Here is a 17,397-nt window from a genome sequence, read left to right as displayed (position 1 = left end):
GGCTTATATTATTTTAGTGTTTCGGCAATCATTAAAGCGCATTTTTCGCCATCGATAGCAGCAGATATAATTCCGCCTGCATAACCTGCGCCTTCTCCGCAAGGATATAAACCTTTTATTTGCAAATGCTCATACGTTAAAGGGTCTCTGGGAATTCTAACCGGCGATGAAGTTCTGCTCTCCGGAGCGTGCAAAATAGCTTCGTTGGTTAAATAACCTCTCATTGATTTTCCAAATTCTTTAAAACCTTCGCGTAAAATCTGAGATAAAAATCCGGGAAAAACCTGTCCCATTTCAACCGAAGTAGTTCCGGGAACATAAGATGTTTTTGGGATATCTGCTGAAACTTTATTTTGTGTAAAATCAACCATTCGCTGTGCCGGAACTTTTTGAGTTTCTCCGGCTAAATGCCAAGCTTTTTGCTCGATACTTTTTTGGAATTCCATTCCGGCCAAAGCGCCAAATTTTGCAAAAGGTTTAAAATCTTCCAATTTTAATTCAATTACAATTCCTGAATTTGCGGTTGCCTGATCTCTTTTTGAGGGTGACCAACCGTTTGTAACTACTTCGCCCGGACTTGTCGCACAAGGTGCTATTACACCACCCGGACACATACAGAAAGAATACATTCCGCGCCCGTTAACTTGTTTTACAATCGAATATGGTGCCGGAGGCAAATGTTCCCCGCGATAATCGCAGCTGTATTGGATACTGTCGATTAATTCCTGTGAATGCTCTGCACGAACTCCCAAAGCAAAAGGTTTTGCTTCGATGAATATTTTCTTTTTATCTAATAATTCAAAAATATCACGCGCCGAATGCCCTGTTGCTAAGATTAATTTATTAGCAAGAATAGTATCTCCATTTTGAGTTACGATTCCTTCAACTTCATTATTTTTTACTAAAATATCAGTTACTCTGGTATCAAACAAAACCTGACCTCCAAATTCGATTATCTTGTTTCGAATGTCTTCAATGATTTTTGGCAATTTATTTGTTCCGATGTGTGGATGGGCTTCTACCAAAATATCTTCAGAAGCTCCAAAAGCTACTAAAAGCTCTAAAATTCTGGTAACATCGCCACGTTTTTTAGAACGCGTATATAATTTTCCGTCAGAATAGGTTCCTGCCCCGCCTTCACCAAAACAGTAATTCGAATCTTCGTTTACCAAATGATCTACGTTGATTGCTTTTAAGTCACGACGGCGTCCGCGAACGTCTTTTCCGCGTTCGATTACAATTGGCTTTAAACCTAATTCAATTAATTGCAAAGCTGCAAAAAGTCCTGCCGGGCCAGCGCCAACAACAATCACTTCCTGTGCCGATGAAACGTCATTATATATAGGTAGCTCAATTTTGGTTTCCTGAAAAGGTTCGCCTTTTAAATATATAGTAACTTTCAAATTGATTTTTATTGCTTTTTGGCGCGCATCAATTGAACGTTTTAAAATGATAATATGCTGAATTTCCTGTGGAGAAACTTTTATTTGTTTAGACAAATAGTCTTTAAGCAGCGATTCGTTTGCTGCAATATCGGGAGAAACTTGTAATAGAAGTTCTTTTGGCATGTTGTATGTGTTCTGAAATCTTATGGAAATAATTTATAAATATCTTCGCGTTTTGCAAATCGGGCAAGTTCTACCACTTCACCATCGAAAAAAAATCCCAATCTATATTTTCCAATCCTAATTCTGTAAGCTTCCGTATGACCTTTCAGTTTTTTGACATTAGATAGAAGATTTAAATTTTCAGTTTCTTTTAGCAAAACAATAATCTCAAATAAATTATTCTTTAAAGTCTCATCATTAATTTTTAGTAAATCTTTAGAAAATTGTTTTAAATATTCAACTTTCATTTACCTAATATTTTGAAGATTTCCTCTTCGCTAACTTTATCGTTTCTGTCGACTTCCTGCATTAACATCATTAAACCAAGATCTTCTTTTTCTTCCTCCGACAAATTATTAAATTGATTTGATTGCATGTTTTTCACATACATTTGCACTGCATTTTCAATTAATCCTTTAACGCTTGTCTTTTCAAAAATTGAAATCACCTTTAATTTAGTTAACGTTTTTTCGTCGATATCTATTAACTTTCTCATTTGAAATAATTTTAAGCAAAAATATATCATATATACGATATATACAATTTAAAATACGATGAATATCTTGAGACAAACTTTGTACCTTTGCAACTCTGAACCTTTGCACCTTTAAAAAAAATGTCTAGAAAAATAAAACTAATTTGGGATTTTCGTGGTCCGGCTTCGGCAAAAACTGCTGAACATCACGAAATTCATTTGAAAGAATATATCGCCATAGAAAAACTTCCGTTAAATATTACGGGTTTTAAAATTATAAACGACATGCAGGCAATTGCTTTTATGGTTGTCACCGATGAAAATATGATTCAGGTAAGAGATGCTTTGAAACCACATCGTGGGGAAGTCTTTGAAGGATAAATTCCAATAAACTTGAAGTAAATTTCAATAAAAAAAATTCCAAATTCCAAACTATCGCTAGAAATTGGAATTTGGAATTTATATTTTACTATTTGTTTTTGTTTTGGAATTTGGGTTTTAAAAAATTGGAATTTATTTTTAATTCGCAACCTCACTAATAAACTTAATTCGCATCAATCTTAATTCATCAATATCATAATCGCCATCGAATTCTTTAAGAGCGTCTTCGATTTTGTCTGATTCTGATTCCATGAAATAATCGTGAATTTCTTCCTGCTGATCGTCATCAAGTAAATCGTCGACCCAATATTTAATATTTAATTTAGTACCGGCATAAACGATCTGCTCCATCTCTTTAATCAAAGCATCCATCGTAAGTCCTTTGGCAGAAGCAATATCATTTAAAGATAATTTCCTGTCAATGTTTTGAATAATATATAATTTATTGGCAGAATTTACTCCTGTAGATTTTACAACTAAATCGTCTGGGCGAATAATATCATTATCTTCAACATAACGATTAATAAGCGTTACGAAATCGCCACCATATTTTTTGGCTTTTCCTTCACCAACACCATGAATATTGTACAATTCTGTTAAACTAATTGGGTATTTTAAAGCCATGTCTTCAAGAGAAGGATCCTGAAAAACAACAAACGGAGGAACTCCTAATTTTTTAGCAACCTTTTTGCGTAGTTCACGCAACATTCCCATTAAAACTTCATCAGCGGTTCCTGATGATTTTGATGCTGTTACGATTGCTTCATCTTCAGATTCGTTATATTCGTGATCTTCAGACATCATGAATGAGACCGGGTTTTTAATATAATCTAATCCTTCCTGAGTAATTTTTATGATTCCGTACGTTTCAATATCTTTTGATAAATAACCAGTAACTAAAACTTGTCGAAGTAAAGCCATCCAGTATTTTTCGTCATGATCTGAACCTGAACCAAAAAACGGCTGTGTATCTGTTTTATGTGCTTTAATTACGGCATTTATACGACCTATTAAAGTAAAGACGATTTCTTTTGATTTGTAAATGTGTTTCGTATCGCGAACAATTTCCAGCAATTTAACAACCTGTTCTTTAGCTTCGATTTTATTTTTCGGATTACGAACATTGTCATCCATGTCTGCACCTTCGCCTGTTTCGCTGTCAAATTCTTCACCAAAATAATGCAATAAGAATTTTCGGCGTGACATTGAGGTTTCGGCGTAAGCCACAACTTCCTGCAAGAGAGCAAATCCAATTTCCTGTTCTGCAACCGGCTTTCCTGACATAAATTTCTCCAGCTTTTCTACATCCTTATAAGAGTAATAAGCCAAACAATGTCCTTCTCCTCCATCACGACCGGCACGACCAGTTTCCTGATAATAACTTTCGAGTGATTTTGGAATATCATGATGAATTACAAAACGAACGTCTGGTTTATCAATTCCCATTCCGAAAGCGATTGTTGCCACTACAACATCTACATCTTCCATCAAAAACATATCCTGATGTTTCGCTCGGGTTTTGGCATCTAAACCTGCGTGATAAGGTACGGCACTAATTCCGTTAACCTGTAAAACTTCGGCAATTGACTCTACCTTTTTACGGCTAAGACAATAGATAATTCCTGATTTTCCTTTGTGTTGTTTGATAAATCGAATAATATCCGATTCTATATTTTTAGTTTTTGTACGAACTTCGTAGTATAAATTTGGTCTGTTAAACGATGCTTTAAAAGTACTTGCATCAGACATATCCAGGTTTTTTAGAATATCTTCCTGAACTTTTGGGGTTGCAGTTGCGGTAAGTCCTATAATAGGAACCTGTCCCAATTGTTTAATAATATTTTTCAGGTTTCTGTACTCCGGCCTAAAATCATGACCCCATTCTGAAATACAGTGTGCTTCATCAATAGCAACAAATGAAATAGGCACGCTTTGTAAAAAAGCCACATATTCTTCTTTTGTTAAAGACTCGGGCGCGACATATAAAAGCTTTGTCAAACCAGATGTAATATCTTTTTTAACTTGTGCAATTTCTGTTTTGGTAAGAGAGGAATTTAAAACATGCGCTATTCCGTTTTCTGAAGAAAGGCTTCTGATGGCATCAACCTGATTTTTCATCAAAGCAATTAAAGGAGAAACAACAATAGCTGTTCCATCCTGAATTAAAGCGGGTAATTGATAACAAAGAGACTTTCCACCGCCAGTTGGCATAATTACAAAAGTATTCTTTTTACCTAAGATACTCGTAATGACTTGCTCCTGCAAGCCTTTAAATTGGCTAAAGCCGAAATACTTCTTTAATTCCTTGTGTATTTCAATTTCGTTTGAATTCATTCTTTATATTAATGGATATTTTGTATAAATTTGCAACACATAAAGATACAACTTTCTTTTATACATACAAATTTTAAATATTCTGTTTTGATCACAAAAGAAAATATATTGGCAATCGCCAAAAAAACAATACTCTCTGAAAGTGAAGCAATTACAAAGCTAATTGATTTTCTTGACGAAAATTTCTTCGAAGCAACCCAACGCATTTACGAAACCAAAGGCAGATTGATCGTTACTGGTATCGGAAAAAGCGCAATTATCGCACAAAAAATGGTTGCTACTTTTAACTCAACCGGAACACCTTCTATGTTCCTTCATGCCTCAGAAGCCATTCATGGCGATTTGGGAATGATTCAGAAAGAAGACATTATTATTTGCATTTCAAAAAGCGGAAACAGCCCTGAAATAAAAGTTTTGGTTCCGTTATTGAAACGTTTTGGGAATATCTTAATTGCTATTACAGGAAATATAACTTCAGCATTGGCCAAAGGTTCTGATTATGTTTTAAACACAACAGTAGACATGGAAGCATGTCCGATAAACTTGGCACCAACAAACAGCACAACTGCACAACTTGTTATGGGTGATGCTCTTGCGGTTTGTTTAATGGAAATGCGCGATTTTAAACCTGAAGATTTTGCAGTTTATCATCCGGGCGGAGCTTTAGGAAAAAAATTATTGCTTCGCGTAAAAGATATGATCGAACACTCGTTAAAACCAATGGTTACGCCAGATACCTCAGTTAAAAAAGTTATTTTTGAGATCTCTGAAAAAAGATTAGGTGTTACAGCAGTAATCGAAGACGATAAAATAATTGGAATTATCACTGACGGAGACATCCGAAGAATGCTAAATGACGTAGATACTATAGCTGACTTAACTGCAAAGGATATTATGTCAAAAAACCCTAAATTAGTATCATCTGAAACTATGGCTGTTGACGCCTTAAATATTTTGGAAGATTTTTCAATAACACAGTTAATCGTTGCAGATAATGGTGAGTACAAAGGAGTACTACATTTACATGACATTTTAAAAGAAGGAATCGTATAATGGCAAAAAAGAACCTTGGCGAGATGTCATTTTTAGACCATCTTGAAGAACTAAGATGGTTATTAGTAAGAAGTACAATTGCAATATGTATTATGGCATTTGTTACTTATTTTATAAGTGATTATTTGTTTGACCAAATTATTTTAGGTCCAATCAGACCCACCTTTTTTACTTACGTCTGGTTTTGTGATCTATCTCATCAATTAGGTTTTGCTGATAGCATTTGTATTACCGAGCTAAATTTCATTATTCAAAATACGGAAATGGAAGGCCAGGTAAACATTTTTGTATGGATGTGTCTTTTGGCAGGTTTCATCTTGAGTTTTCCTTATATTTTATGGGAACTTTGGAAATTTATTAGCCCTGCCCTTTATGAGAAAGAAAGAAAAAATGCTAAAGTATTCATTTTCACTTCTTCATTACTTTTTTTCTTAGGAGTATTGTTCGGGTATTATATCGTAATTCCGATGTCGGTAAATTTCGTTGCTACTTTTTCCATTAGTGATGTTGTAAAAAATCAATTTACCCTTGAATCTTACATGGGAATGGTAAAAACAAGTATTCTTGCCAGCGGATTGTTTTTTGAATTGCCTATCATCATTTATTTCCTAACTAAATTAGGACTTGTAACTCCTGTTTTTTTAAGAAAATATTGGAAATATGCGGTAATACTTATTTTAATTATTGCGGCAATCGTAACACCACCCGATGTTGTAAGTCAAACAATTGTAGCAATTCCAATGTTGATTATTTACGAAGTGAGTATCCTGATTTCAAGAGTTGTTTATAAAAATAAATTAAAAGAAAATGTCTGATATCATACAAGAATTTAACGACTATCGTTCTAAAATGAACGAAAAATTATTAGCTGACAATAACAAAATTGTAAAGCGAATATTTAACCTTGACACTAACGCATACGCCCCGGGCGCTCTTGATGTAAAAACAAAAGAGCTTTTAGGATTGGTTGCATCGGCAGTTTTACGTTGTGATGATTGTGTAAAATATCACTTGGAAACAAGTCATAAAGAAGGCGTTACAAAAGAAGAAATGATGGAAGCTATGGGAATCGCAACTTTGGTTGGAGGAACAATTGTAATTCCACATTTAAGAAGAGCTTACGAATTTTGGGAAGCTTTGGAAGAAGAAGCTGCAAATTAGAAAATGGGTCAATTAGATAATTAGATAATTGCTTAAATTGTAATTATCTGATTGTGAAAGCGCAATATTTTGTTAATTCATTTATCTGATTGATTATTTTACTTTTAATTTGTTTCTTCTAATAAATTTTAAAATTGAATGTGAGTTAGTTTTTCAATTATCTCATTTTCAAATTATCTAATTATATAATTAAAATAATGAAGCTAAGAGCCGATAATTTAATCAAAACCTATAAAGGGCGAAGTGTTGTAAAAGGGATTTCTGTTGAAGTAAATCAGGGAGAAATCGTTGGGCTTTTGGGTCCGAATGGTGCCGGAAAAACAACTTCTTTTTATATGATTGTGGGATTGGTAAAACCAAATCAGGGAAATATTTACCTTGATGATTTAAATATTACTGATTATCCGATGTACAAACGTGCTCAGCAAGGAATTGGTTATCTGGCACAGGAAGCTTCTGTTTTTAGAAAATTAAGTATTGAAGACAACATTCTGAGTGTTTTGCAATTGACTAAACTTTCTAAAGAAGAACAAATTGCCAAAATGGAAAGCTTGATTGAAGAATTCAGCTTAGAACATATTCGCACCAACCGAGGTGATTTACTTTCGGGAGGAGAACGTCGTCGTACTGAAATTGCGCGCGCCCTGGCAACAGATCCAAAATTTATTTTATTGGATGAGCCTTTCGCCGGAGTTGACCCTGTTGCGGTTGAAGATATTCAGAGAATTGTAGCTCAGTTGAAAAATAAAAATATCGGGATTTTAATTACCGATCACAACGTTCAGGAAACCTTAGCTATTACCGATAAAACCTACTTAATGTTTGAAGGTGGAATTTTGAAAGCCGGAGTTCCGGAAGAGTTAGTAGAAGATGAAATGGTTCGCCGTGTTTATCTTGGACAAAATTTCGAACTTCGTAAAAAGAAACTTGAATTTTAATAAAGTTATATGTGAATGGTAAAAAGTTAAATATCAAGACTTTTTACCATTTTTCTTTTACATCTTATATTAATTCTACATGAAGTCAGAAGAACCAACTCAGGAAGACTACGACAATTGGCACAAAGACTCAAATAATTGGTATTTGGGATGCTTTTATTATAATCCGAAGGATAAACGATTACTTCCCCCAAAAAGAATTCAATGGATGGGTTACACGGTAAATTTTGCTAATCCTTACTCTGTTTTAATTTTGATAGCGCTTTTATCTTTAATTCCGATTGCTCTTTTATCAAAATAAGATTCAAAACTTCCAGATTTAAATATTAAAACTGAAAACTGGATTCTACTCAACTGTTATAAACTGCAATTGCTCTAAATCGCCATTGTAGATATTCACATCAACACGATGGTTTATTCCTGGCAAAGATGCTTTCTCTGTAAATTGCCAAAAAAGCCAATCGTCTTCAATTTTTTCTCTGTAGAAATTATAGTTTGCTATCCAAAATAAATATTCGCCGAATTCTTCTTTTAAAAAATCACTGTAATAACGTTCGCCTGTATAAATTATGGGACGAACCTGATAATGTGCTTCTACTTTAGTCAGCCAGCGTTTTAAGCCTTTTTTCAAACTATCCAAAGATTGATTTTTTGGTAGTTTTTCGATATCTAAAACGGGTGGTAAATCACCTTTTTGCAATTTTACCGTTTTAATAAAAAGGTTCGCTTGTTCTATAGAATTTTCGTTTGGACGATAATAATGATAAGCGCCACGCATGATTTTATTTTCTTTGGCTCCTTCCCAATTTTGGGTAAATTGCCTGTCTACCCTATCGTTTCCGGCAGTTGCGCGAATAAAAACAAAACTCACAGGATATTTTTCTTCTAAAATTTCAACTTCTTCCCAATCCACTTTTCCCTGAAATTCAGATACGTCAATACCAATCACTTTTCCTTTGTGATTTTCTAAAACCTGAATATTTCTAACATCAGAAAGGTGTTTGTCTACCTCATCTTCTTCTAAAACTTTCCCTGATTTAAAACCAAGATAAAAAGCTAATCCTGCACGATAATGATAAATCGTACCTAAAAAAATCAGCACTAAGCAAGAATAAAAAATAAAGCGAATGGCACTGCCAAAAACAGATCTTTTAGGTTTTGCTTTAGAATAAGAATTTCTTCGTGTAGTGGTTTTTCTTGCCATTCAAATAAACTACTTTTTCAAAAACATATTATTCACAACCGATAACAGCACATAAAAAATGATGATTAACGGAATTGCGATATATTGAAGCAATACTACCAAAGCTAAAGAAACTAATAAAAACACTATTTGAAGTGCATTATCTTTCAGATTGAACTTTTTAACTTTTAATGCAAACAACGGAATTTCTGCATTTAAAATATAAGCACTGCATAAAGTAATTACCAGTAAAACCCATTGGTTCGTTAAAATCTCTAACATCAACAATGAATCTGAAAATTTTAAAACCAAAGGCAGGCTTAAAATAAAAAGTGCATTTGCAGGAGTTGGTAAACCTATAAACGAATCGGTTTGACGGGTATCTATATTGAAATTGGCCAATCGATAGCAAGATCCCAAAGTCACAATAAATCCTAAAAAAGGAATCGCGGGATTTGTTCCTAATTCATGTGCGCTGTTTGTAAACAAACTGTACATTACATAACCCGGAGCGACTCCGCTGGTTACCATATCTGCCAAAGAATCTAACTGTAATCCAAGCGGACTTGAAACTTTAAATAATCTGGCAAAAAAGCCATCAAAAAAATCAAAAAAGATTCCTAAACAAACCATGTAAAAAGCCATTTCGTAATTAGCTTCTGAAATGAAAACAACTGCGATGCAACCACAAAATAGATTAATTAATGTAATTAGGTTTGGAATGTGTTTTTTGATATTCATGTTTTATAAAATTTGATTATGGTTAGCGCAAATTTCGCATAATATGTGACAAAATTTACATCATTAGTGTAAAAAATTTAAATTAAATTAAAACGAACAATTTACTTGATTGCAATTTCATTTAAATTAATTTGCAAGAGTTTTTTATTTCAGACTATCCGTTTTGCAATATTTATTAAAAGGAAGAAATTAGATGAGTAAAATATTATATTTTTGATGAAAATTAAAACAGACTTCGGTTTGCAAAAAAAAATCCGTTGAAGAAACTTTTTGGGCTTTTATTATTTTGGAGTTTTACACAATATGCACAAACTGTTCGAAAATATTCGAATGAGTTTATGAACATTGGTGTTGACGCCGCAGCATTAGGAATGTCGAGCGCTGTAGTTGCTTCTACAGAAGACGTAAATTCAGTATATTGGAATCCGGCAGGTTTGACACATCTTGAAGATCATCAGATTTCATTAATGCACGCCAATTACTTTGCTAATATTGCACAATATGATTATATAGGATATGCAAGCCCGATTGATGACAGAAGTGCCTGGGGAATTTCGATGATTCGTTTTGGTGTTGATGATATAATGGACACAACAGAATTAATTGACAGCCAGGGAAATATTGATTATAACAGAATTAGCTTGTTTTCGACCGCCGATTATGGTTTTACTTTTTCATACGCAAGAAAATTGCCTGTTGAAGGTTTTCAATATGGCGTAAATGCAAAAATAATTCGACGTGTTATTGGAAAATTTGCCAATTCATGGGGATTTGGCTTTGATTTTGGTTTGCAGTTTGAAAAAAACGATTGGAAATTTGGTTTAATGCTTCGTGATATTACAACGACTTATAATGTTTGGAATATTGATGAAGAAGAATACGAAAAAATTGCCAATGCAATTCCGGGACAAAATACTGAACTCCCTGAAAGTACTGAAATCACCTTACCAAAAGCACAATTAGGAGTTTCAAAAAAGATAGAATTTCATAACGATTACAGTCTTTTGGTTGCTACAAATTTGAATATGCGTTTTGAACAAACAAACGATATTATATCATCAAAAGTAGTAAGCATTGATCCGGCAGTAGGTTTTGAATTTGGATATACTGAGCTTGTTTTTTTAAGAGCCGGAGCCGGAAATTTCCAAAATGTTACACAATTGGATAATACTGAAAAAATAAATTTCCAACCCAATATTGGTTTGGGATTTAAATACAAAGGCATTCAGGTTGATTATGCTCTGACTGACTTAGGAAACCAAAGTACTGCTTTGTATTCGAATATTTTTTCTTTGAAAGTAGATTTAGGTATCTTTAGATAAAATTAAAAACCATCAAACTTCTTAAAATTTTTAATCATGAAAAAAGTCAATTTTAAAACACTTTTTAATTTATTAGTATTACTAAGTTTCAGTATTGGTTTTGGCCAAAGTGTACCTCTATCAAAAGATGCAAGAATTAGCGTTCTTACTTGTGGTTTAGGAAACGAAACCTATTCCTATTTCGGACATACGGCGATTAGGGTTTCTGATCCGGCAAATAATCTTGATGTTGTTTATAATTATGGCGCTTTTGATTTTAGAACTCCAAATTTCGTTGCAAAATTCACCAAGGGAGACTTACAATACTTTGTAATCACACACTCTTTCTCTGAATTTATGGAGGAATATAATATTGAAAAAAGAAGTGTTTTTGAGCAGGAATTGCTTATTTCGCAGGATTTAAAACAAAAGCTTTTTGATAAATTAAATGCCACTTTGCTTTCTGAAGACCGCTATTACACCTATAAATTTATTGATAAAAATTGCACTTCGATGGTTGTCGATATTATCAATAACACTTTGAATGAAAATGTAATTGTGAAAAAAGGCGACACAGACATTACTTACAGATCTATTTTATACCCTTATTTTGATGGTCATTTTTACGAAAAATTAGGCACAAGCATTATTTTCGGAACAAAAGTAGATCAACTAGGAACGAGAATATTTTTGCCATTTGAATTAAAGAACAGTTTAGAGAAAGTAAGTTTTCAAAATAAACCTTTAGTTTCCAAAAGCAAAACACTTATTTTTTTCGAAAAAGAAACGCCGACTTCATGGTGGAACAATATTTATTCTTACCTCATCATTTTGGCTTTTATAGTTTTAGCGCACAATAAAACTGTAGACAAAATTTATCTTTTAGTTTTATCTTTAATGGGAATCTTTTTTGTTTGTGTTGGTTTCTATTCTTTCCACCTGGAATTATCAATGAACTACAATGTTCTTTTATTTAGTCCGCTTTTGCTTATTTTGATTTTTCTCTCCATTGCCAAAAACAAAAAATGGACCTATCGATTTGCGGTTTTACATTTGATTTTCTTAGTAATCTATAGCATCTTTATGATCAATAAAGCTCATTTTATAATTGTTTTACCAATGATAATTACAAGTGGTTTTGTTTTGGTAAGAGTAGCAATACGAAACAAAAAACGTATTCCTATCATTATCTAATTATTGTCCGCGATAAAAAACAATTGTTGTAATTGTTTTAAAGGTGATGCTTAAATCCAGAAATATACTTCGGTGTTTGATGTAATATAAATCATATTGTAATTTTATCAAACTCTCTTCTATTGATTCTCCATAAGAGTAATTTACCTGTGCCCAGCCTGTAAGTCCTGGTTTTATGACGTGTCTTGTTTCATAAAACGGCATTATCTGTGCTATTTCAGTAACAAAAAACGGACGTTCGGGTCTTGGTCCAATTACTGCCATGTCGCCTCTTAAAACATTAAAAAACTGTGGTAATTCGTCAATCCGCGATTTACGCATAAACTTGCCAAATGGTGTAATACGCTTATCTGAAGCAGTTGCAAAAACGGCACCGTTTGCTTCAGAGTTTTCGACCATGGTTCTAAATTTGTAGATTTTAAAAACATCACCATTCTTCCCTACTCGCTCTTGTGTGTAAAATAACTTTCCTTTGTTTCCTAAAAGATTTGCAAAAGATATAAATGGTATCAAAACCATGCATATCAACAAACCTACAGACGAGAAAAAGAACTCAAGCACTCGTGCCAGCAACAGGTACAATTTATTATTATTGCTACGGCTAAAAGGGAAAAAACGGTAAAAATCTCTGGCAATATACTGAACCGGGATACGCTGTGTTTTACTTTCGTATACTTGCGTATACTCCCGAATAATATTTCCTGATTGCAGCAAATGGAGTAATTGCTGGTATAAATCGGCTGTAATTCCGTCTGTTTTTTGAGAAGCAATGACAATCTCGGCAACATTGTGGTTGATTACAAAATCTTCCAGATTTTCCTTTTTAATCTCTTTTACATAATGAAAATCTAAATCTTTTTCACAATCTGAATCTGAATTTACAAAACCAATTATTTTATAATGCGGATCAACATTTTCGAGTCCTAAAACCAGTTCTTCAACCTGGTTCTTATCACATATCAAAACTACATTTTGAACAAAACGATGAGAAGCCAGAAAAAAAACATATATGTATCTCCATGCTAATAAGGCAAACAAAACAGCAAAATAAAATATTACAATTGCAATTCTGCTTTTGGGTAATTCCGGAGATAAAACAGGTGTTAACAGATAAACTGACACAGTAGTTGTTGCGGTAAAAACAGTACTTTTAAGAATTTGAAACTGATTACTTGCAACCTGCAGGTTATACATCTCGAAAATGGAGCCGAAAATGTGTATATAGGATATTAGAACAATCTCTCTGTAATAATTTGTAATTGAAAATTGGAAATACTGAAAATCAAAAAGCAGATTTAAGAGATATAGCGTAAACAGGACAAAAAAAGCATCGAAAGCATGTAGCAACACTTTTCTTTCCGATATCTCGAAATGAATTTTATTTTTTGTAAACATTGGTTTATTTGGTTTTGGTTTGGGGCTAAAACGTAGAACAAATGTATTATAAAAAAAAGAATATAAACTACCTAATTTTCAGGTTTTTCAGGAATCTTTACTTTGACCGATAATAATGTCAAAGCATAAACGAAAGCTGGGGCTGCCGTACGCATGGCTGCGTGGTTTATAGTAAGAAGCCAAAAAACATAAAAGGAAAGAAAATATAAATGCTGTTTGTTATCGAAGTAAAGAATAAATGGTGTAACAAATAATATAAAAAGCCCCATAACACCAAATAACCCATGCTCGCTTAACATACGTGAAATTTCATTATGAGAGGCAGCTTCCATACCAAAAGATTCCTCTCGCGCTTGTTTTCCCATTCCTGCTCCTACCCCAAGAATAGGATTATCTACAAAAAGTTTCAATTCTGTATCTATGATTTCTTCTCTTCCTCCCAAACGATCTTTTTTGGTTCGCCCTTTGGCGTCTTTATTTGCGTAACGTTTCTCTATCAACCCGCCAGTTTGCAAATAACTGTAGCTCCAGAGTCCAATTCCCATTAAAATCGTTACGATGAAGACTGTTGTAAATTTACTTTTGCCTCTTGGACTTGAAAAATAGTACAACAAGAACAATAAACACATAATCATAACAACCGCAGTAATTACACCACCTCTCGAAAAAGTAACTATGGCTCTAAAGCTAATTAACAGTAACAAAGCCCCATTTAAAAACATTAGTTTTTTTGATTTTGAAAATAAAAGCAGCTGTGCAAAAAAGATAAATATTCCTAATCCCAAAACTGTAGAAACCTGATTAGGACCAAATCCCCCAGAAGTTGCAAAATTAGATTGTGTTCCCGTCACTACATCTTTCACACTTGGGTTGTATAGAAATAAGTAAATTGCAGTTGTAAATATTGGAAACCCCATTGCCATGACTATATTTTGCAGATCTGAAAACAAAACATTTCGTTTAAACATATAAACAGCACAAATGGCTAAGCAAACAGGGCCAGATAAATTAAAAACCAATGCTTTTCTGATGTCTGTATTAAAATTAGCTACTGCTACTGCCATCAATATACCCGGAATTAAGAGTATTAAAAAAAACCAAAAGACAAAGGCCTTTGTTGAAAAATTACTATAAATCATTCCCAAAAGCATAAAACCAATAATATTAAATTTAATAAATTCATTATTAAAATTCCCTCCTGTCATTCGCAAAAAAACCTCCACTCCAACCATATAGGCTGCGACTACAAGAACTTCATTGTTTTTATTTTGCTTTTTGACAACAATTAAAAAACCAACTACGGGTACTACAATGGCATAAATTTTTGATAAAAAAGGAAGTGCAAAAACTGCTAAAGCAATTAATGCATGGATCAAAATTATATAACCATATGATAGTGAGGTTTTCTTCATCTATTTTTAAATACTATATTAAATGCCAAAATTAGTCAAAGAATGCAACCATAAAACATAATCTTTAAGAATTACTTCCTGACTGTAATTTAAAAGTATTTTTCTATTTAAATTCATTCCCATATCTATTCGATAGGTTTCATTATTTATCAATTTTTGAATACAATCTGCAAATTGGTTCAAATCATTGGATTCTACAACTAAACCTTCTTTTTCATTACTAATTACCTTCGAAATTTCGCCAACATTTGTTGCAACAACTGGTAATTTATGTAATCCATATTCTAAAACAGCTAATGGAAGTCCTTCTGATAATGATGCTAAAACACCAATCTGACATTGTTTTAATGCCGAACTTACATTATTCGTTGTTCCGTAAAAATAAATGGTATTTTCAAGTTTTAAATCAATAATTTTTTTATTTAAATCCTCGGAATATGCATCTTTAAAATCTTTACCAAATAAATGAAAACTCCAGTCAGGGAATTTATCTTTAAATAAATTCGCAGTATCTACTATTAAATTATGATTTTTTTGGGGACGTAAATTGGCTACACAAATAATTCTTTTTCCTTCAACACCTTTTAAAACCAACTCTTCGTTTGAATTAAAAGAATCTTCAATAAAATTTGGAAAATAAATAACATTAGAACACGATAAACTATTTATTGCCCATTCTTTTAAAGCTGAATTCACAGAAATAATACCCAAAAAAAAGAATGACCCCAACTTTAAACCTGTTTTTTTCCTGGAAGACAAATCCTGTGAAATACCATAGTGATCGTGCCAAATAATTTTTATTTTGGGATACGTTAATTTTACTAAAACAGCTGTAAAAAAAGAAGAACTATGTGCCTGAATAACATCAATCTTATTCTTTTTAATATAACTTCTTAAACGAAAAACAGACTGAAAATCAATAGCTTTTTTCTTTTCTAAAAACAAGTAAGAAACCTTCGAATCGATTTGACTTCTTAATGTTCCTTCTTTTCTTGTGGCTATTAAACCTGAAAATGATATTTTTTTAGCTAAAGCATTTGCGTAATTTACCGCCATTCTTTCAGCTCCACCAGCTTCTAGGGAATCTATAATTTGTACAATTCTCATTTTCCTAAAAGCTTATTAATTTCAGATTCGAAAACATCAGTTGTATATTTTTGCGACCATTCTGTAGCTGATCTACTTTTATTAAAAAAGGCTGTCTCATTTGCAAGTATCTCTTCCATATCAGCCACATCTTTATCCAGATCCATGTCTAACAAAACACCTCTGTTCCCATTATCAAGCATAAAAGGAACGCATGAAACTTTTGTGGCAACAGGAACACATCCCCAAAACATAGCTTCTGCAACTGCTTTTGGCCAGCCTTCGCTTTTAGAAGGTAACAGCACAAAATGGCTCTTTTTATAAGCTTTTTTTATTGTTTCCTTATCCTGATTACCATGCAGGATAATATTTTTTTCGAGTTTGTTTTCCTGAATATATTGTTCCAGAACACTCCTTTCAATTCCTTCTCCGTACAAATTCAAAACCAGGTTGTGTCCTTTTTTAATTAGTTGTTCTACTAATTTTACGGCGTATATCGGATTTTTACCCGCAACCAAACTTCCAACAAAAACAAATTCTATAGTTTCCTCAAATCCTGTTTTTTGAAAAGTCTCTTTCTCAGATTCTGAATATGTCGCGGTAAAAAAGGGCTTTATGTTTTTGGATTGGTTTTCCCAATTACCATAAACCAAAACCTGCATGTTTCGAGTTAGAAAAGTGTTGCTCAAAATCCATTTTTGCAGTTTGTATGTCCAGGGCTGCTTACTTTTTGGATCCCAATTTCCGGCATATTTGGCCGTTTTTATTTTATTTGGAAAAAATATTTGTGCAATACATCCCACTAAACCAATATTTCCCGGACAACGCAAATGAATATGATCTGCATCTTTCATTGCTCCGAATATTCTCCAAAAAATTATCGGTAATTTAAAAATTGAAATTAAATTATTTTTTAAACTAGTAAAACTAAAACTTGGAACGCTGACAAAATCAATTTTTTGGTGCTTGTATGCTATATCAATTACTGTTGGAGTTTTTTTTATTAATGATCCAACAATTTTTACTTCATCAACATATTTTAGCCATATATTCATTTCAGAAATATAAGGACCATAGCCCAAATACTGATTGTTGTCCTGAATATGTATGACGTGTGTTATTATTATAAATTTCAT

Annotated in this window: 18 protein-coding genes; 8 read left to right on the top strand and 10 right to left on the bottom strand. The window is 33.0% G+C overall.

Annotated elements, in window-relative coordinates; translation table 11 throughout:
• Positions 1-8: 8 nt before the first annotated feature.
• The 3 genes from RT99_RS17190 to RT99_RS17180 are packed head-to-tail and all read right to left on the bottom strand — an operon-like array spanning position 9 to position 2,103.
• Entirely contained in the window at positions 9-1,568 is a 1,560-nt protein-coding gene (locus RT99_RS17190) for an NAD(P)/FAD-dependent oxidoreductase (protein WP_042565956.1), read from the bottom strand.
• Positions 1,569-1,588: 20 nt separating this feature from the next.
• Complete coding sequence (locus RT99_RS17185) at positions 1,589-1,855, bottom strand: type II toxin-antitoxin system RelE/ParE family toxin (protein ID WP_042565955.1); 267 nt, start codon at positions 1,853-1,855, stop codon at positions 1,589-1,591.
• Entirely contained in the window at positions 1,852-2,103 is a 252-nt protein-coding gene (locus tag RT99_RS17180) for a hypothetical protein (RefSeq protein ID WP_042565954.1), read from the bottom strand. Before RT99_RS17180 ends, RT99_RS17185 begins: the two co-directional genes overlap by 4 nt.
• 120 nt (positions 2,104-2,223) lie before the next feature.
• Between RT99_RS17180 and RT99_RS17175 the strand changes: the two genes are divergently transcribed.
• Entirely contained in the window at positions 2,224-2,463 is a 240-nt protein-coding gene (locus RT99_RS17175; protein WP_042565953.1) for a hypothetical protein, read from the top strand.
• Positions 2,464-2,601: 138 nt separating this feature from the next.
• On the opposite strand, the gene recQ is transcribed toward RT99_RS17175, so the two are convergent.
• Complete coding sequence (gene recQ, locus RT99_RS17170) at positions 2,602-4,797, bottom strand: DNA helicase RecQ (protein ID WP_042565952.1); 2,196 nt, start codon at positions 4,795-4,797, stop codon at positions 2,602-2,604.
• 87 nt (positions 4,798-4,884) lie between these two features.
• On the opposite strand from recQ, the gene RT99_RS17165 reads away from it, so the two are divergent.
• From RT99_RS17165 to RT99_RS17145, 5 genes are all read left to right on the top strand, one after another.
• Positions 4,885-5,850: an SIS domain-containing protein gene (locus RT99_RS17165; RefSeq protein WP_042565951.1), complete on the top strand. Its 966-nt coding sequence runs from the start codon at positions 4,885-4,887 to the stop codon at positions 5,848-5,850.
• The gene (gene tatC / locus RT99_RS17160; RefSeq protein WP_042565950.1) at positions 5,850-6,665 is read left to right on the top strand and encodes a twin-arginine translocase subunit TatC; all 816 of its coding nucleotides are present in this window, start codon (positions 5,850-5,852) and stop codon (positions 6,663-6,665) included. The genes RT99_RS17165 and tatC overlap by 1 nt, the downstream gene beginning before the upstream one ends.
• Entirely contained in the window at positions 6,658-7,011 is a 354-nt protein-coding gene (locus tag RT99_RS17155; protein ID WP_007803834.1) for a carboxymuconolactone decarboxylase family protein, read from the top strand. The genes tatC and RT99_RS17155 overlap by 8 nt, the downstream gene beginning before the upstream one ends.
• A gap of 197 nt (positions 7,012-7,208) precedes the next feature.
• The gene (gene lptB / locus RT99_RS17150; protein WP_029272155.1) at positions 7,209-7,949 is read left to right on the top strand and encodes an LPS export ABC transporter ATP-binding protein; all 741 of its coding nucleotides are present in this window, start codon (positions 7,209-7,211) and stop codon (positions 7,947-7,949) included.
• Between the two features lie 79 nt (positions 7,950-8,028).
• Complete coding sequence (locus tag RT99_RS17145) at positions 8,029-8,250, top strand: DUF5808 domain-containing protein (RefSeq protein ID WP_042565949.1); 222 nt, start codon at positions 8,029-8,031, stop codon at positions 8,248-8,250.
• 45 nt (positions 8,251-8,295) lie between these two features.
• Here RT99_RS17145 and RT99_RS17140 read toward each other — a convergent pair whose 3' ends face one another.
• On the bottom strand, positions 8,296-9,153 hold the full coding sequence (locus RT99_RS17140; protein ID WP_042565948.1) for a glycoside hydrolase family 25 protein: 858 nt from the start codon (positions 9,151-9,153) through the stop codon (positions 8,296-8,298).
• Between the two features lie 9 nt (positions 9,154-9,162).
• Complete coding sequence (locus RT99_RS17135) at positions 9,163-9,873, bottom strand: phosphatidylcholine/phosphatidylserine synthase (protein WP_042565947.1); 711 nt, start codon at positions 9,871-9,873, stop codon at positions 9,163-9,165.
• Positions 9,874-10,130: 257 nt separating this feature from the next.
• Between RT99_RS17135 and RT99_RS17130 the strand changes: the two genes are divergently transcribed.
• Together RT99_RS17130 and RT99_RS17125 are read left to right on the top strand one after the other, a co-directional pair.
• A complete protein-coding gene (locus tag RT99_RS17130; RefSeq protein WP_256365476.1) occupies positions 10,131-11,195 on the top strand; it encodes a PorV/PorQ family protein in 1,065 nt (354 codons plus the stop codon).
• A gap of 36 nt (positions 11,196-11,231) precedes the next feature.
• Positions 11,232-12,368, top strand: coding sequence for a DUF4105 domain-containing protein (locus RT99_RS17125; protein WP_042565946.1), 1,137 nt, complete (start codon positions 11,232-11,234; stop codon positions 12,366-12,368).
• Here RT99_RS17125 and RT99_RS17120 read toward each other — a convergent pair whose 3' ends face one another.
• From RT99_RS17120 to RT99_RS17105, 4 genes are all read right to left on the bottom strand, one after another.
• Complete coding sequence (locus RT99_RS17120; protein WP_042565945.1) at positions 12,369-13,763, bottom strand: exopolysaccharide biosynthesis polyprenyl glycosylphosphotransferase; 1,395 nt, start codon at positions 13,761-13,763, stop codon at positions 12,369-12,371. It abuts the gene before it with no gap.
• A gap of 71 nt (positions 13,764-13,834) precedes the next feature.
• A complete protein-coding gene (locus RT99_RS17115; protein ID WP_042565944.1) occupies positions 13,835-15,175 on the bottom strand; it encodes an O-antigen ligase in 1,341 nt (446 codons plus the stop codon).
• Positions 15,176-15,193: 18 nt separating this feature from the next.
• On the bottom strand, positions 15,194-16,282 hold the full coding sequence (locus RT99_RS17110; protein WP_042565943.1) for a glycosyltransferase: 1,089 nt from the start codon (positions 16,280-16,282) through the stop codon (positions 15,194-15,196).
• Positions 16,279-17,397 (bottom strand): glycosyltransferase family 4 protein, encoded by a 1,119-nt coding sequence (locus RT99_RS17105; protein ID WP_042565942.1) that lies wholly within the window; start codon positions 17,395-17,397, stop codon positions 16,279-16,281. Before RT99_RS17105 ends, RT99_RS17110 begins: the two co-directional genes overlap by 4 nt.

It is taken from the genome of Flavobacterium sp. MEB061, assembly GCF_000834715.1.
Taxonomy (GTDB): Bacteria; Bacteroidota; Bacteroidia; order Flavobacteriales; family Flavobacteriaceae; genus Flavobacterium; species Flavobacterium pectinovorum.
Note: the sequence above shows the minus strand (reverse complement) of the source record. Positions and strands in the feature narration are given on the sequence as shown.

Bases quoted from the DNA above. Each gene is read 5' to 3' on its own strand.
- RT99_RS17190 (WP_042565956.1), bottom strand. From the start codon at position 1,568: ATGCCAAAAGAACTTCTATTACAAGTTTCTCCCGATATTGCAGCAAAC.
- RT99_RS17185 (WP_042565955.1), bottom strand. From the start codon at position 1,855: ATGAAAGTTGAATATTTAAAACAATTTTCTAAAGATTTACTAAAAATT.
- RT99_RS17180 (WP_042565954.1), bottom strand. From the start codon at position 2,103: ATGAGAAAGTTAATAGATATCGACGAAAAAACGTTAACTAAATTAAAG.
- RT99_RS17175 (WP_042565953.1), top strand. From the start codon at position 2,224: ATGTCTAGAAAAATAAAACTAATTTGGGATTTTCGTGGTCCGGCTTCG.
- recQ (WP_042565952.1), bottom strand. From the start codon at position 4,797: ATGAATTCAAACGAAATTGAAATACACAAGGAATTAAAGAAGTATTTC.
- tatC (WP_042565950.1), top strand. From the start codon at position 5,850: ATGGCAAAAAAGAACCTTGGCGAGATGTCATTTTTAGACCATCTTGAA.
- RT99_RS17155 (WP_007803834.1), top strand. From the start codon at position 6,658: ATGTCTGATATCATACAAGAATTTAACGACTATCGTTCTAAAATGAAC.
- lptB (WP_029272155.1), top strand. From the start codon at position 7,209: ATGAAGCTAAGAGCCGATAATTTAATCAAAACCTATAAAGGGCGAAGT.
- RT99_RS17145 (WP_042565949.1), top strand. From the start codon at position 8,029: ATGAAGTCAGAAGAACCAACTCAGGAAGACTACGACAATTGGCACAAA.
- RT99_RS17140 (WP_042565948.1), bottom strand. From the start codon at position 9,153: ATGGCAAGAAAAACCACTACACGAAGAAATTCTTATTCTAAAGCAAAA.
- RT99_RS17135 (WP_042565947.1), bottom strand. From the start codon at position 9,873: ATGAATATCAAAAAACACATTCCAAACCTAATTACATTAATTAATCTA.
- RT99_RS17125 (WP_042565946.1), top strand. From the start codon at position 11,232: ATGAAAAAAGTCAATTTTAAAACACTTTTTAATTTATTAGTATTACTA.
- RT99_RS17120 (WP_042565945.1), bottom strand. From the start codon at position 13,763: ATGTTTACAAAAAATAAAATTCATTTCGAGATATCGGAAAGAAAAGTG.
- RT99_RS17115 (WP_042565944.1), bottom strand. From the start codon at position 15,175: ATGAAGAAAACCTCACTATCATATGGTTATATAATTTTGATCCATGCA.
- RT99_RS17110 (WP_042565943.1), bottom strand. From the start codon at position 16,282: ATGAGAATTGTACAAATTATAGATTCCCTAGAAGCTGGTGGAGCTGAA.
- RT99_RS17105 (WP_042565942.1), bottom strand. From the start codon at position 17,397: ATGAAATTTATAATAATAACACACGTCATACATATTCAGGACAACAAT.